This window comes from Streptomyces sp. NPDC039480 (assembly GCF_055597165.1).
In genome coordinates, this window is record NZ_JBVITX010000006.1 from 236,630 (window position 1) to 255,421 (window position 18,792).

Consider the following 18,792-nt stretch of genomic DNA (forward strand, 5'->3'; position numbering starts at 1 on the left):
GTGACTACGTACTGCCGATGGACCGTCAGGCCTTCTTGCCCAGCAGGTCCTCGACCTTGCCCCGCACCTCGTCCGTGGCCAGGCCGCGGATCGTCAGCGTCGTACGGCGGCGCAGCACGTCGTCCGCCGTCTCGGCCCATTCGTTGTCGCGGGCGTAGACGACCTGGGCCCAGATCTCCGGGGCGTCCGGGTGGACGCGCTCGGCGAGCTCCGGGTTCTCGTTCGCCAGCCGGGCGATGTCGAAGGAGAGCGAGCCGTAGTGCGTCGCCAGGTGCTTGGCGGTGTCGGCGGCCATGCGCGGGCCGGGCGCCGGACCGTCCACGAGGAGACGGTGGGCGACGGCACGCGGGTTGGCGATGCCGGGCAGCGGCAGCTTCTTCGGCAGCTCGGAGATCGGCTCGTAGGCGTCGCCGAGCGGGTGCCCCGGCAGGGCCTCCAGCTTCTTCATCACCGTACGACCGATGTGGCGGAAGGTGGTCCACTTGCCGCCGGCGACCGACAGCATGCCGCCGCGGCCCTCGGTGACGACCGTCTCGCGCTTGGCCTTCGACGTGTCGCCGGGACCGCCGGGCAGCACCCGCAGGCCCGCGAAGGAGTACGTGATCAGGTCGCGCGACAGCTGCTGGTCGCGGATGGAGAACGCGGCCTCGTCGAGGATCTGGGCGGTGTCCGCCTCGGTGACGCGCACGTCCGCCGGGTCGCCCTCGAACTCCTCGTCCGTGGTGCCGAGCAGCAGCATGTCCTCCCAGGGCAGGGCGAACGTGATGCGGTACTTGTCGATCGGCGTGGCCAGCGCGGCCTTCCACGGGGCGGTGCGCTTGAGGACCAGGTGCGCGCCCTTGGAGAGGCGGATGGAGGGCGCCGCGTCCGGGTTCTCCATCTTGCGCAGGTGGTCGACCCACGGGCCGGTCGCGTTCAGCACGAGGCGGGCGTTGACGCCGAACTCGTCGCCGCTCATGCGGTCCTTGAGCTCCGCGCCCGTGACCCGGCCCTTGGTGAAGCGCAGCCCGGTGACCTCGGCGTGGTTGAGGACGGCGGCACCGGCCTCGACGGCCGCGCGGACCGTCATCAGGGCCATGCGGGAGTCGTTCATCTGGTCGTCGCCGTAGACCGCGACGGCCTTCAGATTGTCCGTGCGCAGCTCCGGCACGTCCTGCGCGGCCTTGGAGGGCGACAGCAGGTGGCCGACGCCGTCGCCGAACGCGGACAGCGCGCTGTACGCGAACACGCCCGCGCCCAGCTTGGCCGCGCCGTGCGGACCGCCCTTGTAGACGGGCAGGTAGAAGGTGAGCGGGTTCGCCAGGTGGGGGGCCACCTGACGGGACACCGCGCGACGCTCGAAGTGGTTCTCCGCGACCAGCTTCACCGCACCGGTCTGCAGGTAGCGCAGACCGCCGTGGAGCAGCTTGGAGGAGGCGGAGGAGGTGGCGCCGGCGAAGTCACCGGCGTCCACCAGGGCCACCCGCAGTCCCGACTGCGCGGCATGCCAGGCGGTGGAGATGCCCAGGATTCCGCCGCCGATCACCAGGAGGTCGTACGTCGCCTTGGAAAGCTGCTCCCGGGTCTCGGCGCGGCTCGGGTTGAGGCCGGCAGCCGGATGCGTCCCGAGGGCAGGGACGCTCTGCAGGGTGGTCATGTCTTACTCCTCGCCACTCTCATCGAGCCAACCCATGGACCGCTCGACGGCCTTGAGCCAGCTCTTGTACTCACGGTCGCGGGTGCCCGCGTCCATGTGGGGGGTCCACTCCGCGGCCCGCCGCCAGTTGGCGCGCAGCTCGTCGGTCGAGGACCAGAAGCCGACGGCGAGACCGGCGGCGTAGGCGGCACCGAGGCAGGTCGTCTCGGCCACCATCGGGCGCACCACCGGCGCGTCGAGGAAGTCCGAGAGGGTCTGCATCAGCAGGTTGTTGGAGGTCATGCCGCCGTCGACCTTGAGGGCCGCGAGCTCGACGCCGGAGTCCTTCGTCATGGCGTCGGTGATCTCACGGGTCTGCCAGGCCGTGGCCTCCAGGACGGCGCGCGCGATGTGCGCCTTGGTGACGTACCGGGTCAGACCGGCGATCACACCGCGGGCGTCGGAGCGCCAGTACGGGGCGAACAGGCCGGAGAAGGCCGGTACGAAGTAGGCGCCGCCGTTGTCCTCGACCGACGACGCGAGCGTCTCGATCTCGGCGGCGGAGTTGATCAGGCCCATCTGGTCCCGCATCCACTGCACCAGCGAACCGGTGACGGCAATGGAGCCCTCCAGGGCGTAGACCGGCTTCTGGTCGCCGATCTGGTAGCCGACGGTGGTCAGCAGCCCGGAGTAGGAGTTGATGGCCTTGTCACCGGTGTTCATCAGCATGAAGGTGCCGGTGCCGTACGTGGACTTGGCCTCGCCCTCGGCGAAGCAGGTCTGGCCGAACAGGGCCGCCTGCTGGTCGCCGAGCGCGGATGCGACGGGGATGCCGCCGAGCAGGTCGCCGAGCTGTCCGCCGGTGACCTCGCCGTAGACCTCGGCGGAGGAGCGGATCTCCGGCAGCATCTGCTTCGGGACGCCGATGGACTCGCAGATGCGCTCGTCCCACTCCATCTTGTGGAGGTTCATCAGCATGGTGCGGGAGGCGTTGGTGACGTCGGTGACGTGCTTGCCGCCGTCGACTCCACCGGTCAGGTTCCAGATGACCCAGGAGTCCATGGTGCCGAAGAGGATGTCGCCCGCCTCGGCGCGCTCGCGCAGGCCCTCGACGTTGTCGAGCAGCCAGCGGGCCTTGGGCCCCGCGAAGTACGAGGCCAGCGGCAGGCCGGTCTCGCGGCGGAAGCGGTCCTTGCCGACGTTGCGCCCGAGCTCTCTGCAGAGCGCGTCGGTGCGGGTGTCCTGCCAGACGATGGCGTTGTGCACCGGCTCGCCGGTGTTCTTGTCCCACAGCAGCGTGGTCTCACGCTGGTTGGTGATGCCGATCGCCTTGATGTCGTCGCGGGTGATGCCGGCCTTGTCGACGGCGCCGGCGACGACCTCCTGGACGTTGGTCCAGATCTCGGTCGCGTCGTGCTCGACCCAGCCCGGCTTCGGGAAGATCTGCTCGTGCTCCTTCTGGTCGACGGAGACGATCCGGCCGTCCTTGTCGAAGACGATGCAGCGGCTGGACGTGGTGCCCTGGTCGATGGCCGCGATGAAGGGGCCTGCGGTGTGTGCGTCGGTCACGGTGTGCTCCAGAATTCTTTTCTGACGGCTCTCAAGCGTCTGTGGCGGTCATCGGTCGCTGTGGCGGGTCAACTTGAACGCCTACTTGAACGCGACGTTGTAGAGACCGCCGGCGATGGCGCCGCCGATCAGCGGACCGACGATCGGCACCCAGGCGTACGACCAGTCCGAGCTGCCCTTGTTCGGCAGCGGGAGCACGGCGTGGACGATGCGGGGGCCGAGGTCACGGACCGGGTTGATCGCGTAGCCCGTGGGGCCACCGAGCGAGAGGCCGATGCCGACCACGACGAGGGCGGTGATCAGGGCGCCGAGGGTGCCGAGGCCGTTGCCGCCGTCGTTGAGGCCCTGCGTCAGGATGGCGAGCACCAGGACGACCGTGGCGATGATCTCCGTGAGCACGTTCTGGACGTAGTTACGGATCTCGGGGCCCGTCGAGAAGATGCCGAGCACCGGGCCCGCCGACGGGGCGGCCTTCTGGTCGACCATGCCGTCTTCCACCGGCTGCGCCGCGAGGACCTCGGGGTCGGTGAGGTGGGCCTTGAACTGGCCCAGGTAGGTGACCCACACCAGGAAGGCGCCGATCATCGCGCCCAGCAGCTGCGAGGCCAGGTAGAGCGGTACGTCGCTCCACTTGGTGCCGCCCTCTATCGCGAGGCCGAGCGTGACCGCCGGGTTGAGGTGGGCGCCGGAGACACCCCCCGCGAGGTAGGCGCCGGTCAGTACGGCGAAGCCCCACCCGAAGGTGATGGCGAGCCAGCCGGCGTCCTTGGCCTTCGAGCGCTTGAGCGTGACGGCGGCGCACACGCCACCGCCGAGCAGGATGAGCACGGCGGTACCGATGGTCTCGCCGATGAAGATGTCGGAGCTGGACACCCGCGACTCCTTTGTCCTTCGTCCAGGGGAAGGCGAACCCCGGGTCCCTCCGGTGGTCCGCGACCTCAGGTGAGGTCGTTGCCGGCCCTTGGCCTTGTCACACTCTAGCGCGTAATGCCGGTAGGTGTTCGACAATGCCGACCGATGGACGCGAGTCTCACCCCGGGGTTACTCGCCCGTCAAGGGTTCTGTTATTGAAAACACGATCGTTATTGATCGTTCCGCCTTATCGATGATCGCGCAGCCGGAGAGGGTGCGCCGCAGCTCCGAAGCGGTGTGGCGGAGGTGGTGTGACGGAGCCCCGAAAGGGCCCTGCGGGCCGGCGGGAGCTAGAAGCGCCCGGCGCCCAGATCCCTGGACACGGCGCGCGCGCAGTCCCGCACGGCGGCGATCAGCTCGGGCCGCAGCTCCCCGTCCTTGCAGACACGCTCCACGGCCCCGGTGACGCCGACCGCGCCGACCGGCATGCGCCGCCGGTCATGGATGGGGGCCGCTACGGAGGCGATGCCCTCCCAGGTCTCCTCGATGTCCGCCGCGTACCCACGCGCGCGCGTGATGTCGAGGACGCCCTCGAAGCCCTCGGCGTCGGCCACCGTGTGCACGGTGAAGGTCTGCCGCTCCGCCTCGACGGCTTCGTTGTGCGCGACCGGGTCGTACGCGGAGAGGACCTTGCCCAGCGCCGTGGAGTGCAGCGGCTGCATGGCCCCCACCTCCAGGACCTGGCGGCTGTCGTCGGGCCGGAAGACGTGGTGGACGATGAGCACGCCCTGCTGGTGCAGCACCCCGAGGTGCACGCTCTCACCGCTGGACCGGGCCAGGTCGTCCGTCCACACCAGGGCGCGGGCCCGCAGCTCGTGCACGTCCAGATAGCTGTTGCCGAGACGCAGCAGCTCGGCGCCCAGCTGGTAGCGGCCCGACGCGGAGTCCTGCTCGACGAATCCCTCCGCCTGCAGAGTGCGCAGAATGCCGTGCGCCGTACCCTTGGCCAGGTCGAGGGCGGAGGCGATCTCGGAGAGGCCGAGCCGTCGCTCGCCGCCCGCGAGCAGCCGCAGCATCGCCGCGGCCCTTTCGAGCGACTGGATGTTGCGTGCCATCGCAGCCCCGACCTCCGTCCCCTTGATCCAACTCGACGTTCGACAATGCTGAACACTATCGGTCGTTGTCGACCTCTCGCTAATGCGTCGACAGCACGTGTTGCCCCCACTCCCCATGTCAAGCACCTGAACCGGCCAAGCCCGCCACGCCCGTCCGTCTCGTGGACTCCTTCCCAAAGGGACCTTGGTCCCGGCTACCCTGACCGAGTGCGCCCTCCAGCCAGAAGGCGCAAAGCCGACAGCCGTCGCACTCCAGGGAGCTCTTTCATGGCCTCGTCGCCAACCCCGTCGTCGCAGCCCACGCCTGTTTCGTCCGAGAGTAGGACCCGAGCCGACGCCCTCCGCGAGGCCCTCGCCACCCGCGTGGTGGTGGCCGACGGCGCGATGGGCACCATGCTCCAGGCCCAGGACCCGACGCTCGACGACTTCCAGCAGCTCGAGGGCTGCAACGAGATCCTGAACGTCACCCGCCCCGACATCGTGCGCTCCGTGCACGAGGAGTACTTCGCCGTCGGCGTGGACTGCGTGGAGACCAACACCTTCGGCGCCAACTTCGCGGCCCTGAGCGAGTACGACATCGCCGACCGCAACTTCGAGCTGTCCGAGGCGGGCGTCCGCATCGCCCGCGAGGTGGCCGACGAGTTCACCGCCTCCACCGGACAGCAGCGCTGGGTCCTCGGCTCCATGGGCCCCGGCACCAAGCTGCCGACCCTCGGCCACGCCCCGTACACCGTCCTGCGCGACGCCTACCAGACGAACGCCGAAGGCATGATCGCCGGCGGCGCCGACGCGCTCCTGGTGGAGACCACCCAGGACCTCCTCCAGACCAAGGCCGCCATCCTCGGCGCCCGCCGCGCCATGGACGCCACCGGTGCGAACCTCCCGCTGATCTGCTCGGTCACCGTCGAGACGACCGGCACCATGCTGCTGGGCTCGGAGATCGGGGCCGCGCTGACCGCGCTGGAGCCGCTGGGCATCGACATGATCGGCCTGAACTGCGCCACGGGCCCGGCCGAGATGAGCGAGCACCTGCGCTATCTCGCCCGCCACTCCCGCATCCCGCTCTCCTGCATGCCGAACGCGGGCCTGCCGGTCCTCGGCAAGGACGGCGCCCACTATCCGCTGACGGCGCCTGAGCTCGCCGACGCGCAGGAGAGCTTCGTCCGCGAGTACGGCCTCTCGCTGGTGGGCGGCTGCTGCGGTACGACGCCGGAGCACCTGCGGCAGGTCGTGGAGCGGGTACGGGGTGTCGAGACGGCCCCGCGCGACCCGCGCCCCGAGCCGGGCGCCGCGTCGCTGTACCAGACGGTCCCTTTCCGTCAGGACACCGCGTATATGGCGATCGGGGAGCGGACGAACGCGAACGGGTCGAAGAAGTTCCGTGAGGCGATGCTGGAGGGCCGCTGGGACGACTGTGTGGAGATGGCCCGCGACCAGATCCGTGAGGGCGCGCACATGCTGGATCTGTGTGTGGACTATGTGGGCCGTGACGGGGTGGCGGACATGGCCGAGCTGGCCGGGCGGTTCGCTACCGCCTCCACCCTGCCCATCGTGCTGGACTCCACCGAGGTCCCCGTCATCCAGGCAGGGTTGGAGAAGCTGGGCGGGCGCGCGGTCATCAACTCCGTCAACTACGAGGACGGCGACGGCCCCGAATCCCGCTTCGCGAAGGTCACCGCGCTGGCCCAGGAGCATGGGGCGGCGCTGATCGCGCTGACCATCGACGAGGAGGGCCAGGCCCGCACCCCCGAGCACAAGGTCGCCATCGCCGAACGCCTCATCGAGGATTTGACGACCAATTGGGGCATCCATGAGTCGGACATCCTCATCGACACCCTGACCTTCACCATCTGCACCGGCCAGGAAGAATCCCGGGGCGACGGTATCGCCACCATCGAGGCGATCCGGGAGCTGAAGAAGCGCCACCCCCAGGTGCAGACCACCCTGGGCCTGTCCAACATCTCCTTCGGGCTCAACCCGGCCGCCCGTGTCTTGCTCAACTCCGTCTTTTTGGACGAGTGCGTCAAGGCCGGCCTGGACTCCGCGATCGTGCACGCCTCGAAGATCCTGCCGATCGCCCGCTTCGACGACGAGCAGGTGAGCACCGCCCTCGACCTGATCTACGACCGCCGCGCCGAGGGCTATGACCCGCTGCAGAAGCTGATGGAGCTTTTCGAGGGTGTCTCGACGAAGTCGATGAAGGCGGGCAAGGCCGAGGAACTCCTGGCGCTGCCGCTGGATGAGCGGCTGCAGCGGCGCATCATCGACGGCGAGAAGAACGGCCTGGAAGCCGACCTGGATGAAGCCCTGCAGGACACTCCGGCGCTGGACATCGTCAACAACATTCTGCTGGAGGGCATGAAGGTTGTGGGGGAGCTGTTCGGCTCCGGGCAGATGCAGCTGCCTTTCGTGCTGCAGTCCGCCGAGGTGATGAAGACCGCGGTCGCTCACCTTGAGCCGCATATGGAGAAGGTCGAGGGCGCGGAGGGCAAGGGCACCATCGTGCTGGCCACCGTGCGCGGCGACGTGCACGACATCGGCAAGAACCTGGTCGACATCATCTTGTCGAACAACGGCTACAACGTGGTCAACCTCGGTATCAAGCAGCCGGTCGCGGCGATCCTGGACGCGGCCGCGGAGCACAAGGCCGATGTGATCGGCATGTCGGGGCTGCTGGTCAAGTCCACGGTGATCATGAAGGAGAACCTGGAGGAGCTCAACCAGCGCAAGATGGCCGCCGACTACCCCGTCATCCTCGGCGGGGCGGCTCTCACGCGTGCTTACGTGGAGCAGGATCTGCACGAGATCTATGAGGGCGAAGTGCGCTACGCGCGCGACGCGTTCGAGGGTCTGCGCCTGATGGACGCTTTGATCGCGGTCAAGCGCGGCGTGCCGGGGGCGAGCCTGCCCGAACTCAAGCAGCGCCGGGTCGCCAAGCGCGACACTCCGGCTCTGGCCGTCGACGAGCCCGAGGGCCCGTCCCGTTCCGACGTGGCCGTCGACAACCCGCTGCCCACGCCCCCGTTCTGGGGCACCCGCGTCATCAAGGGCATCCAGCTCAAGGAGTACGCCTCCTGGCTGGACGAGGACGCCCTGTTCAAGGGCCAGTGGGGCCTCAAGCAGGCCCGCACCGGCACCGGACCCACGTACGAAGAGCTCGTCGAGAGCGAGGGACGGCCGCGCCTGCGCGGTCTCCTGGACGAGCTGCAGACCAAGAACCTGCTGGAAGCCGCCGTCGTCTACGGCTACTTCCCGTGCGTCTCCAAGGGCGACGACCTGATCCTCCTCAATGACGACGGATCGGAGCGCACCCGCTTCACCTTCCCGCGCCAGCGCCGCGGCCGTCGGCTCTGCCTGGCCGACTTCTTCCGCCCGGAGGAGTCCGGCGAGACCGACGTCGTCGGGCTGCAGGTGGTCACCGTCGGCTCGAAGATCGGCGAAGCGACCGCCGAGCTGTTCGCCGCCGACTCCTACCGCGACTACCTCGAACTGCACGGCCTGTCCGTCCAGCTCGCCGAAGCCCTCGCCGAGTACTGGCACGCCCGCGTACGCGCCGAGCTCGGCTTCGGCGGCGAGGACCCCGCCGACGTCGAGGACATGTTCGCCCTGAAGTACCGCGGCGCGCGCTTCTCACTCGGCTACGGCGCCTGCCCCGACCTGGAGGACCGCGCGAAGATTGCCGAGCTCCTGCAGCCCGAGCGGATCGGCGTACAGCTCTCGGAGGAGTTCCAGCTCCACCCCGAGCAGTCCACCGACGCGATCGTCATCCACCACCCCGAGGCGAAATATTTCAACGCGCGCTGATCCGGCGCAGTCGTACACTGGTCGGTCCAGTGCAGGCCGGTTGCCTTCCCGTCACAAGGAGGCGACCGGCCTTCTCGTCCCTCATGGAAGGTGTGGTCGCATGACCAGTACGGTTCCCGCGCTCGGCACCCGAACGGCCGAAGGCTCCGCGCTGCAGGGTGTGCTGCTCGACATGGACGGAACGCTCGTCGACACCGAGGGCTTCTGGTGGGACGCCGAGGTCGAGGTCTTCGCGTCCCTCGGCCACGCACTCGACGAGGCCTGGCGCGACGTCGTCGTCGGCGGCCCCATGACGCGCAGCGCCGGCTTCCTCATCGAGGCCACCGGCGCCGACATCACGATCGCCGAGCTCACCGTGCTGCTCAACGACCGCTTCGAGGACCGCATAGGCCGCTCCCTGCCGCTGATGCCGGGCGCCGCCCGCCTGCTCGCCGAACTCGCCGCGCACGACGTGCCGATGGCCCTGGTGTCCGCCTCGCACCGCCGCATCATCGACCGCGTCCTCGACTCGGTCGGCGCCCACCACTTCGAACTCACCGTCGCGGGCGACGAGGTGGCCCGCACCAAGCCCCACCCCGACCCGTACCTCCTCGCGGCCCGGGGGCTCGGCGTGGACCCCGCCAGATGCGCCGTCATCGAGGACACCGCGACGGGCGTCGCCTCGGCGGAGGCCGCGGGTTGCCGAGTGGTGGCCGTGCCTTCGGTCGCCCCCATCCTCGCCGCCGCGGGCCGGACGGTCGTCCCCTCCCTCGAACACGTCAACCTGCCTTTCCTGCAAGGCCTGATGACTCTCTGACAGCTCCCGCCGGAACCCCCGTTGTCGGCTGTGACGTTTCCCACTCCAGCGGGGGTCGACAGCGGGACCGGCGTGTGCAGGGAGCCCCTCCGGGGTGCCGGGTGGCGTGACGTTGTGTCCCGATTGGTGGGAGCGTGCACGAAACCTTCCGGTGTCGGGTTATCGGTGTGTCCACGCCCGGTTTCGCAGCGTGATTGATACACGCTTCATGCCCCCTCCGAAGCTCATCTGGTGCGGACTAATCTCGTCGCGAGAACATCGCCCCACCCCCCGTGCCCCATCAACCCACACCCCGCGTTGCGGGATTCACGGGATTCAAGAGCTCTGGAGAACGTCGAGCATGAACCGCAAGACTTTGGTGCTGCCGGCTGTCATTGGTCTGCTCGCCCCCGCGCTCGCGGCGTGCGGTGGTTCGGACGGCGGAGACGGCGACAAGCCGGTCACCGCCGGCACCACGGACACGTTCGCCATCTCGAAGGAGGTGCCGGCGCCCTTCGACCCGGCGTACTCCTACGACGCCGGTTCCTGGAACATCCTGCGCCAGACCGTCCAGACCCTGATGGCGATGCCGCGCGGCGGCGGCGACCCGCAGCCCGAGGCCGCCGAGCAGTGCGGTTTCACCGACACGGGCAACGAGCGCTACGCCTGCACCCTGCGCAAGGGGCTGAAGTTCTCCGACGGCGAGCCGCTGACGGCCGCCGATGTGAAGTTCTCCATCGAGCGGGTCCGCGACATCAAGATCAAGTACCCCAGCGGTTCCGACGGCCTGGTGGCGAACGTCGACGAGATCGAGGTCCAGGGCGACCGCGACATCGTCTTCCACCTCAAGACCCCGGACGCGACGTTCCCGTTCAAGCTGGCCACGCCGACCGCGGGCATCATCAGCAAGGACCACTACAGCAAGAACAAGCTGCGGGACGGCTTCGACGTGGACGGCTCCGGCCCCTACACGGCGAAGGCCGAGGTCGAGAACGACCGCGTGGTCAAGACGGTGTTCACCAAGAACCCCCACTACAAGGGCGCGTTCAAGGTCCAGAGCGACAAGGTGGAGCTCCGCAACTTCGCCGACACCGACGCCATGGGCAAGGCGCTCGAGGACGGCGACATCGACCTGATGACGCGCACCATGTCGCCGGAGCAGGTCAAGCAGTACGACGGGGCCAAGGACAAGAAGATCGACGTGGTCGAGATGCAGGGTCTGGAGATCCGCTACCTCGCCTTCAACACCGACGCCCCGACGGCCAAGAGCAAGGCCGTCCGTCAGGCCATGGCGCAGCTCGTCGACCGCGGCGCGCTGGCCTCCGCGGTGTACGGCTCGACGGCCGACCCGCTGTACTCGCTGGTCCCGTCCACCATCACCGGGCACGCCAACTCGTTCTTCAACAAGTACGGCAACCCGAGCACGGCCAAGGCCCGCGCCCTGCTGAACAAGGCGAACATCTCCACCCCGGTGAAGATGACGCTGCACTACACCACCGACCACTACGGCCCGGGCACCAAGAAGGAGTTCGAGCTGCTGCGCAAGCAGCTGAACGACTCCGGCCTGTTCGACGTGTCCATCAAGGGCGTGCCGTGGAACACCTTCCGCGCGGCCGAGCGCAACGGCAAGTACGCGGCGTACGGCATGGGCTGGTTCCCCGACTTCCCGGACGCCGACAACTTCCTCGCGCCGTTCCTCGACAAGGACAACTTCCTCGGCTCGCCGTACGTGAACGACACGATCAACGACCAGCTGATCCCGACGTCCCGACGCGAGGCCGACCGGCTCGCCGCCTCCAAGAGCATCCGCCGGATCCAGGACATCGTCGCCGACGACGTCCCGGTGCTCCCGCTCTGGCAGGGCAAGCAGTACATCGCGGCACGCGACGACATCACGGGTGTCGAGTGGGCCCTCAACTCCTCGTCCAACCTCCAGCTGTGGGAGCTCAGCCGCGGCGTCAGCGGCTGATCCTCCGCACGGAGACCCCTCCAGTTCCAGCGAACGACCACAACACCAAAGGCACGTAAGTGAAATGTCGTAACCAGTGGCTGGCCCTTCCCCTCACGGGAGGGCTCGCCGCCGCCCTGCTGACCGGCTGTGGCACGGAATCGGGTGGCGCGGGGGACACGGGCGACGCGGTCGTGATGGGGATGTCCGACGACGTCCTCGCCACCGACCCGGCATCCGGCTACGACCCCGGTTCCTGGCTCCTGTTCAACAACGTCTTCCAGTCGCTCCTGAGCTTCCCCAAGGGCGCCACCGAGCCCGCCCCGGAAGCCGCCGAGAGCTGTGGCTTCACGGACACCGAGGCGAAGGTCTTCAAGTGCGAGCTGCGTGACGGGCTGAAGTTCAGCAACGGCAACGCGCTCACGTCGAAGGACGTCAAGTTCTCCTTCGACCGCATGCGGAAGATCAACGACGGCGACGGCCCCGCGATCATGTTCCCGATGCTCGACCGGGTGCAGGCGCCGGACGCCAAGACCGTCGTCTTCAAGCTCAAGTACTCCGACGCCACGTTCCCCAGCAAGATCGCTTCGGGCGCGGGCTCCATCGTGGACCACCGCGAGTACGACATGAACGGGCTGCGCGAGGACGGCAAGGCCGTCGGCTCCGGACCGTACAAGCTCGACTCGTTCGACAAGGAGCAGGCGGTCTTCTCCGTCAACTCCGGCTACAAGGGCACCGCCAAGGTGAAGAACGACGGCGTGGCCATCAAGTTCTTCCACGGCGACCAGAAGGGCCTGAAGAAGGCGCTCCTGGAGGACCGGATCGACCTGGCCTACCGAGGCCTCGCCGCCGCGGACATCGCGGACATCGAGCGGGACACCTCCAAGGACGTCGACATCGTCGAGGGCACCAGCGCCGAGGTGCAGCACCTGGTCTTCAACATGAAGGACCCGGTGGCCGGCAAGCTCGGCGTGCGCAAGGCCATGGCGTACCTCCTGGACCGGGACGCCCTGGTCAAGGAGGTCTACCAGGACACGGCCACGCCGCTGTACTCGATCGTCCCCGCCGGCATCGGCGGCCACAACACGGCCTTCTTCGACACCTACGGCGCCCGCCCGCAGCGCGCCAAGGCCGCCGCCGCGCTGCGCTCCGACGGCATCGAGGGCAAGGTCAAGCTGACGCTCTGGTCGACGCCGACCCGCTACGGCCCGGCCACCGACCAGGAGCTGCGGGCCATCGCCAAGCAGCTCAACGCCTCCGGCCTCTTCGACGCCCAGGTGAAGTCCGTCGCGTTCGACCAGTACGAGAAGGACATCGAGGCCGGCAAGTACGGCGTCTACGTCAAGGGCTGGGTGCCGGACTACCCGGACCCGGACAACTTCACGCAGCCGTTCTTCGGCAAGGGCAACGTCCTCGGCAACCACTTCGAGAACAGCACCATCACCGGGAAGATCATCCCCGGCACCGCGACGGAGAGCGACCGCACCAAGACCGACAAGCAGTACGGCGAGCTCCAGGACATCGTGGCCGAGCAGCTGCCCGTCCTGCCGGTCTGGCAGGCCAAGCAGTACGCCGTCGTCCGCGACAGCGTCTACGGCCTGGAGTCCTGCCTCGACGCGTCCACGGTCTTCCGCTTCTGGGAGATCAGCAAGGGCTGACCGGCCCGACGCATGACCACAACGGCGAAGGTGGCCGCCCCCCGAGGGGCGGCCACCTTCGCCGTTCTCACGATCGGGTCCCGGTCACTGCGCGCCGGGGCGCACCAGACCGCTCTCGTACGCGTACACCGCGGCCTGCACCCGGTCGCGCAGGCCCAGCTTCGTCAGCACATGGCCGACATGCGTCTTCACGGTCGTCTCGCTGACGAAGAGGTCCGCCGCGATCTCCGCGTTCGACAGGCCGCGCGCGACCAGCTTGAGGACCTCCACCTCGCGCTCGGTGAGCGTGTGCAGGGTGTCCGGCACCGGCTCGTCGCCGGACGGCAGGTGCGCGGAGTACTTGTCGAGGAGCCGGCGCGTGATGCTCGGCGCGAGCATCGCCTCGCCCGCCGCGACCACCCGGATCGCCTGCACCAGCTCATTCGCAGGCGCGTCCTTCAGGAGGAAGCCGCTGGCACCGGCGCGCAGCGCCTCCACCACATACTCGTCGAGGTCGAAGGTCGTCAGGACCAGCACCTTCGCCGGGCCGTCCCGGCCGGGACCGGTGATCTGCCGGGTCGCCTCCACACCGTCCATCCGCGGCATGCGGATGTCCATCAGGACCACATCGGGCTGCAGGGCCCGCACCTGGTCGAGAGCCTGCAGGCCGTCTCCGGCCTCGCCGACGACCGCGATGTCCTGCTCGGCCTCCAGAATCATCCGGAACCCGGTGCGCAACAGCGGCTGGTCATCGACCAGTAGGACGCGGATGGCCACGTGTCTCTCCTTCAGCTAGTCCGCGCCCATTCTGCCCTGCCCGCCCTCCGCGGACTCGGGCGCCCTCACAGGAAGCGGATACGGCGGGGGAGTCCCCCCGAATTCAGGACAGACCGCCTGGTGATCGCACCAACCACACAATTTGGTCGGCCTCGGCCGCCAGTTCCCCGTCTCCGTCGCCAGCTCGATCGCCTCCCACAGCGCGAGCAGCTTGCGCTCGACCCGCTCCAGATCCGCCACGACCGGGTCGTACGTGATCACGTCACCGCTGCCCAGATAGACGAGCTGGAGGCGGCGCGGCACCACACCCTTCAGCCGCCACACCACCAAGGCGTAGAACTTCATCTGGAACAGCGCGCCCTCCGCGTACTCCGGACGCGGGGCCTTGCCCGTCTTGTAGTCCACGATGCGGACGTCACCCGAGGGCGCCACGTCCACCCGGTCGATGATGCCGCGCAGCTTCAGCCCCGACGCCAGCTCGGCCTGCACGAACAGCTCCCGCTCCGCGGGCTCCAGACGCGTCGGATCCTCCAGCGTGAACCAGCGCTCCACCAGCTTCTCCGCGTCCGACAGCCAGCGCGCCATGCGCTCGCCCTCCGGATCGTCGGCGAACAACTCCGTCAGCTCGGGCTTCGCCTCCCGCAGCCGGTCCCACTGACCCGGAATGAGCGACTTGGCGCGCGGCGCCGTGCGCTCACCCGCCGGAGCGTCGAAGAGCCGCTCCAGCACCGCGTGCACCAGGGTGCCCCGGGTCGCCGCCTCACTCGGCTTCTCGGGCAGCTTGTCGATCACCCGGAACCGGTACAGCAGCGGACACTGCATGAAATCGCCCGCGCGCGAGGGCGACAGGGACGCCGGGCGCACGGCCGCCGCGGCACCGTCGGTGCTGGTTTCCATGAGGACAGACCCTACGACCCACCACTGACAACAGCCGCATACCATCGACGACAGACCGTCTCACCCTGCATGATCGTGCGGGTAACCGCGCCATACCGGGCGAGGGACGCTTCGAACGAGGGGACATCGTGGACGAAAGCGGCAGGAGCGGCGGGCCGCAGTCCGACGGCACCGAGGGCCTGCGGCCGAAAGACGCCACCGGCTCCCGTGAGCCGACGCGTCCGGCCGACACGGACACGGACACGGCCCACGAGCCGGAAAAGCCCCGGCACGGCGAGAGCGGCACATCCCTCACCAAGGCACCGCGAGAAGAACCGCCCACCGAACCCCAGCGCCCCAGCGCCCCGCCCACGCCGCCCCCCGGCAAGGGAACCCCGGTGCCCCCCAAGGCACAGAAGGGCCCCGGCGGCGGACTGCTCATGGGCAGGCCGTTCGGCGTGCCCGTCTACGTGGCACCCAGCTGGTTCCTCGTCGCCGCCCTCATCACCTGGGTCTTCGGCGGCCAGCTCGACCGCGTCCTGCCCGAGCTCGGCGGCGCCCGCTACCTCGTCTCCCTCTTCTTCGCCGTGGCCTTCTACGCCTCCGTACTCGTCCACGAACTGGCCCACACCGTCGCTGCCCTCCGCTTCAAGCTGCCGGTCCGCCGCATCCAGCTCCAGTTCTTCGGCGGCGTCTCCGAGATCGAGAAGGAGTCCGAAACCCCCGGCCGCGAGTTCGTCCTCGCCTTCGTCGGCCCCCTCCTCTCGCTCGTCCTCGCCGGGATCTTCTACGCCGGCATGCGCGCCGTCGAACCCGGCACCGTGCCCGGCGTGCTCCTCGCCGGCCTGATGATCTCCAACCTCATCGTCGCCGCCTTCAACCTCCTCCCCGGCCTGCCCCTCGACGGCGGCCGCATGCTGCGCGCCGTTGTCTGGAAGATCACCGGCAAGCCGATGAGCGGCACCGTCGCCGCCGCCTGGGTCGGCCGCGCCCTCGCCATCTCCGTCCTCATCGGACTGCCCCTCCTCAACCAGTCCGGCGCCCTCGGCGGCGAACCGGAGGACATCGGCGGCATGAACACCGTCACCGACGCCCTGCTCGCCGCGATCCTCGCCGCGATCATCTGGACCGGCGCCGGAAACAGCCTCCGCATGGCCCGACTGCGCGAACACCTGCCCGAGCTGCGCGCCCGCACCCTGACCCGCCGCGCCGTCCCCGTCGAGAGCGACACCCCGCTCTCCGAAGCACTCCGCAGGGCCAACGACGCCGGCGCCCGAGCCCTCGTCGTCGTCGACGCCGACGGCGACCCCATGGCCGTCGTCCGCGAGGCGGCCATCGTCTCCGTCCCCCAGCACCGCCGCCCCTGGGTCGGCGTCGGCGGCCTCGCCCAGGACATCACCGAAGGCATGCGCATCTCCGCCGAGCTCACGGGCGAAGAGCTCCTCGACACCCTCCGGGCCACCCCCGCCACCGAATACCTCGTCGTCGAGGAGTCCGGCGAGATCTACGGAGTCCTCTCCGCCGCCGACGTCGAGCGCGCCTTCGTCAAGGCCATGGCCCGCCCCTCCTGAGCACCGCTCTCCCAAAGCGGTGGTCCGAGCTTCCCGCCGCGGCCGGTAGGCTGGTCACATGTCCGAACCGACCGGTGCCGCCCGCCGTCGCGGGCCCTTCAAGGTCGGGGACCAGGTCCAGCTCACCGACCCCAAGGGACGCCACTACACGTTCACGCTCGAGGCCGGGAAGAACTTCCACACCCACAAGGGTTCCTTCCCCCACGACGAGCTGATCGGCGCTCCCGAGGGCAGTGTTGTCCGAACCACGGGAAACGTCGCCTACCTGGCGCTGCGACCCCTGCTCCCCGACTACGTCCTGTCCATGCCCCGCGGCGCCGCCGTGGTCTACCCCAAGGACGCGGGGCAGATCCTGGCCTTCGCCGACATCTTCCCCGGCGCGCGCGTCGTCGAGGCGGGCGTGGGCTCCGGCTCGCTCAGCAGCTTCCTGCTGCGCGCCATCGGCGACCAGGGAATGCTGCACTCGTACGAGCGCCGCGAGGACTTCGCCGAGATCGCCCAGCAGAACGTGGAGCGCTACTTCGGCGGCCCCCACCCCGCCTGGCAGCTCACCGTCGGCGACCTCCAGGACAACCTCAGCGACACCGAGGTCGACCGCGTCATCCTCGACATGCTCGCCCCCTGGGAGTGCCTGGAGGCCGTCTCCAAGGCACTCGTCCCCGGCGGCATCCTCTGCTGCTACGTCGCGACCACCACCCAGCTCGCCAGGACCGTCGAGTCCATCCGCGAGATCGGCGGCTTCAACGAGCCGACCGCCTGGGAGTCGATGATCCGCAACTGGCACATCGAAGGCCTCGCCGTCCGCCCCGACCACCGCATGATCGGGCACACCGGCTTCCTCCTCACCGCTCGTCGCCTCGCGGACGGCGTGGAGCCCCCCATGCGCCGCCGCCGCCCCGCCAAGGGCGCCTACGGCGAGGACTACTCCGGCCCGAACGCCGACGGCGGCTCCCCGCGCTGACTCGCGCCACGGGACCCGCCCAATGAGCAGGCGCCGCCGCCGAGTTCCCTGACCGACCAGGGAACTCGGCGGCGGCGCCGTTTCGTTGAGAGGACACCAGCCCGTACCGGAAGAGCCGCGAGAACCACCGGACCGTCACCGCGACCCCGGTGTTCCACCTCGCTGTGACGTATGGCACGATGCTGGCCACCCCCCGCCGGCACAGCCCTCACAGGAGACACTTCCTCGTGCAGCACCCCGCCGTCCCGGAACCGGCCCACACCACCACCCGTCCCGTCCACTGGCTCGCCACCGCGGCCGTACTGGCCGCCGTCGTCGCCGGCGCCGCCGTCCTGCAGCCCGACCCCGCGACCGCAGTGCAGACGGGCCCGGAGCCGCACCCGAGAGCCGCCGCGGCCGCCCCGGCCCCAGCCCCCGCACCCGACCCGACCGCCGTCGACTTCCCGATCGCCTGCGGCCCCGTCGAGCCCGTCGTGAAGAAGAAGGCCACCGGCGACCTCGACGGCGACGGCCGACCCGAAACGGTGGCGGTCGTCCACTGCAAGGCCGGATCGGGCACCCCGCCCGACGGCGTCTATGTGATCACCAGGCCGGCGGCGGGCAAGCCCCGCGTCGTCGCGACACTCGTCGACCCGAAGGACCGGCTCACCGTCAGCGACTTCGCCCTGCGTGACGGCGCGGTCACCGCCACCCTCCTCGGCTACTCCACCCCCGACGTCCCCCGCTGCTGCCCCGACAAGCAGGACAAGGCCAAGTGGCAATGGCAGGACGGGACGTTCGAGCGGACGGCACCCGCCGAGGCACGCGGCGTATGACGCCCCGGCGGCGGCCGGATCAGGCCGCCTCGGGGCCGTAGACCTCGACACCGTCCGAAACACGCCGCACATGGATGCAGTCGCCGGGACACTCCTTGGCCGAATCCACCACGTCACGCAGGAGCGGCAAGGGCACGGGCGTTGTGGCCCCGGGGGCCTGCAGCAGCTCGTCGTCGCCGCTCTTCACATAGGCCAGACCATCGATGTCCAGCTCGAAGACCTCCGGCGCGTACTGCGCGCAGATGCCGTCCCCGGTACAGAGGTCCTGGTCGATCCAGACCTCCAGCGGATCGCCCTCACTGCCGGTCTCGGCCTCGTGCCGCACGGTCATCTCTCCTGCCGGTCGCTGCGCCGGGCGGCCCGAAAATACAGCAAGTCGGGCCAGCCCTGACGGGTGTTGAACAGTTCGACGATACAACCGCCCGCTTTCCGATGTTGTTGGGTGGGTATTCCTCTGGCGTGAGGGAGAGCGCAAGG

General features: G+C 69.3%; 14 protein-coding genes. 7 read left to right on the forward strand and 7 right to left on the reverse strand.

Annotated features, from left to right (window positions below; translation table 11 throughout):
- Nucleotides 1–25: 25 nt before the first annotated feature.
- The 4 genes from ACZ56E_RS20670 to ACZ56E_RS20685 all read right to left on the reverse strand — a co-directional run bounded on the left by ACZ56E_RS20670 (nt 26) and on the right by ACZ56E_RS20685 (nt 5,151).
- Complete coding sequence (locus tag ACZ56E_RS20670) at nt 26–1,636, reverse strand: glycerol-3-phosphate dehydrogenase/oxidase (RefSeq protein WP_471216034.1); 1,611 nt, start codon at nt 1,634–1,636, stop codon at nt 26–28.
- Nucleotides 1,637–1,639: 3 nt separating this feature from the next.
- Nucleotides 1,640–3,184 (reverse strand): glycerol kinase GlpK, encoded by a 1,545-nt coding sequence (gene glpK, locus ACZ56E_RS20675; protein ID WP_468561522.1) that lies wholly within the window; start codon nt 3,182–3,184, stop codon nt 1,640–1,642.
- Between the two features lie 81 nt (nt 3,185–3,265).
- Entirely contained in the window at nt 3,266–4,057 is a 792-nt protein-coding gene (locus ACZ56E_RS20680; protein ID WP_468612035.1) for an MIP/aquaporin family protein, read from the reverse strand.
- A 329-nt stretch (nt 4,058–4,386) separates the two neighbouring features.
- Entirely contained in the window at nt 4,387–5,151 is a 765-nt protein-coding gene (locus tag ACZ56E_RS20685; RefSeq protein ID WP_471216043.1) for an IclR family transcriptional regulator, read from the reverse strand.
- Nucleotides 5,152–5,418: 267 nt separating this feature from the next.
- Between ACZ56E_RS20685 and metH the strand changes: the two genes are divergently transcribed.
- From metH to ACZ56E_RS20705, 4 genes are all read left to right on the forward strand, one after another.
- Nucleotides 5,419–8,955 (forward strand): methionine synthase, encoded by a 3,537-nt coding sequence (gene metH, locus ACZ56E_RS20690; RefSeq protein ID WP_471216046.1) that lies wholly within the window; start codon nt 5,419–5,421, stop codon nt 8,953–8,955.
- 100 nt (nt 8,956–9,055) lie between these two features.
- A complete protein-coding gene (locus ACZ56E_RS20695; protein WP_468611718.1) occupies nt 9,056–9,751 on the forward strand; it encodes an HAD family hydrolase in 696 nt (231 codons plus the stop codon).
- 340 nt (nt 9,752–10,091) lie between these two features.
- On the forward strand, nt 10,092–11,699 hold the full coding sequence (locus tag ACZ56E_RS20700) for an ABC transporter substrate-binding protein (RefSeq protein ID WP_468611717.1): 1,608 nt from the start codon (nt 10,092–10,094) through the stop codon (nt 11,697–11,699).
- Between the two features lie 59 nt (nt 11,700–11,758).
- Entirely contained in the window at nt 11,759–13,336 is a 1,578-nt protein-coding gene (locus ACZ56E_RS20705; RefSeq protein ID WP_468611716.1) for an ABC transporter substrate-binding protein, read from the forward strand.
- Between the two features lie 84 nt (nt 13,337–13,420).
- On the opposite strand, the gene ACZ56E_RS20710 is transcribed toward ACZ56E_RS20705, so the two are convergent.
- Both ACZ56E_RS20710 and ACZ56E_RS20715 read right to left on the reverse strand, forming a co-directional pair.
- Nucleotides 13,421–14,092, reverse strand: coding sequence for a response regulator (locus ACZ56E_RS20710; protein ID WP_098241447.1), 672 nt, complete (start codon nt 14,090–14,092; stop codon nt 13,421–13,423).
- A gap of 15 nt (nt 14,093–14,107) precedes the next feature.
- Nucleotides 14,108–14,989, reverse strand: coding sequence for a RecB family exonuclease (locus tag ACZ56E_RS20715; protein ID WP_362993702.1), 882 nt, complete (start codon nt 14,987–14,989; stop codon nt 14,108–14,110).
- Nucleotides 14,990–15,117: 128 nt separating this feature from the next.
- Between ACZ56E_RS20715 and ACZ56E_RS20720 the strand changes: the two genes are divergently transcribed.
- The 3 genes from ACZ56E_RS20720 to ACZ56E_RS20730 all read left to right on the forward strand — a co-directional run bounded on the left by ACZ56E_RS20720 (nt 15,118) and on the right by ACZ56E_RS20730 (nt 18,315).
- Entirely contained in the window at nt 15,118–16,539 is a 1,422-nt protein-coding gene (locus ACZ56E_RS20720; protein WP_471216054.1) for a site-2 protease family protein, read from the forward strand.
- 58 nt (nt 16,540–16,597) lie between these two features.
- Nucleotides 16,598–17,500 carry a tRNA (adenine-N1)-methyltransferase gene (locus ACZ56E_RS20725; RefSeq protein WP_055567236.1) on the forward strand — a complete coding sequence of 301 codons (903 nt, stop codon included), beginning with the start codon at nt 16,598–16,600 and terminating at the stop codon, nt 17,498–17,500.
- Between the two features lie 227 nt (nt 17,501–17,727).
- Nucleotides 17,728–18,315 carry a hypothetical protein gene (locus ACZ56E_RS20730; RefSeq protein ID WP_471216058.1) on the forward strand — a complete coding sequence of 196 codons (588 nt, stop codon included), beginning with the start codon at nt 17,728–17,730 and terminating at the stop codon, nt 18,313–18,315.
- 19 nt (nt 18,316–18,334) lie between these two features.
- Here ACZ56E_RS20730 and ACZ56E_RS20735 read toward each other — a convergent pair whose 3' ends face one another.
- Nucleotides 18,335–18,646, reverse strand: a complete 312-nt coding sequence (locus tag ACZ56E_RS20735) for a ferredoxin (protein WP_398311240.1) — start codon at nt 18,644–18,646, stop codon at nt 18,335–18,337.
- Nucleotides 18,647–18,792: the final 146 nt, after the last annotated feature.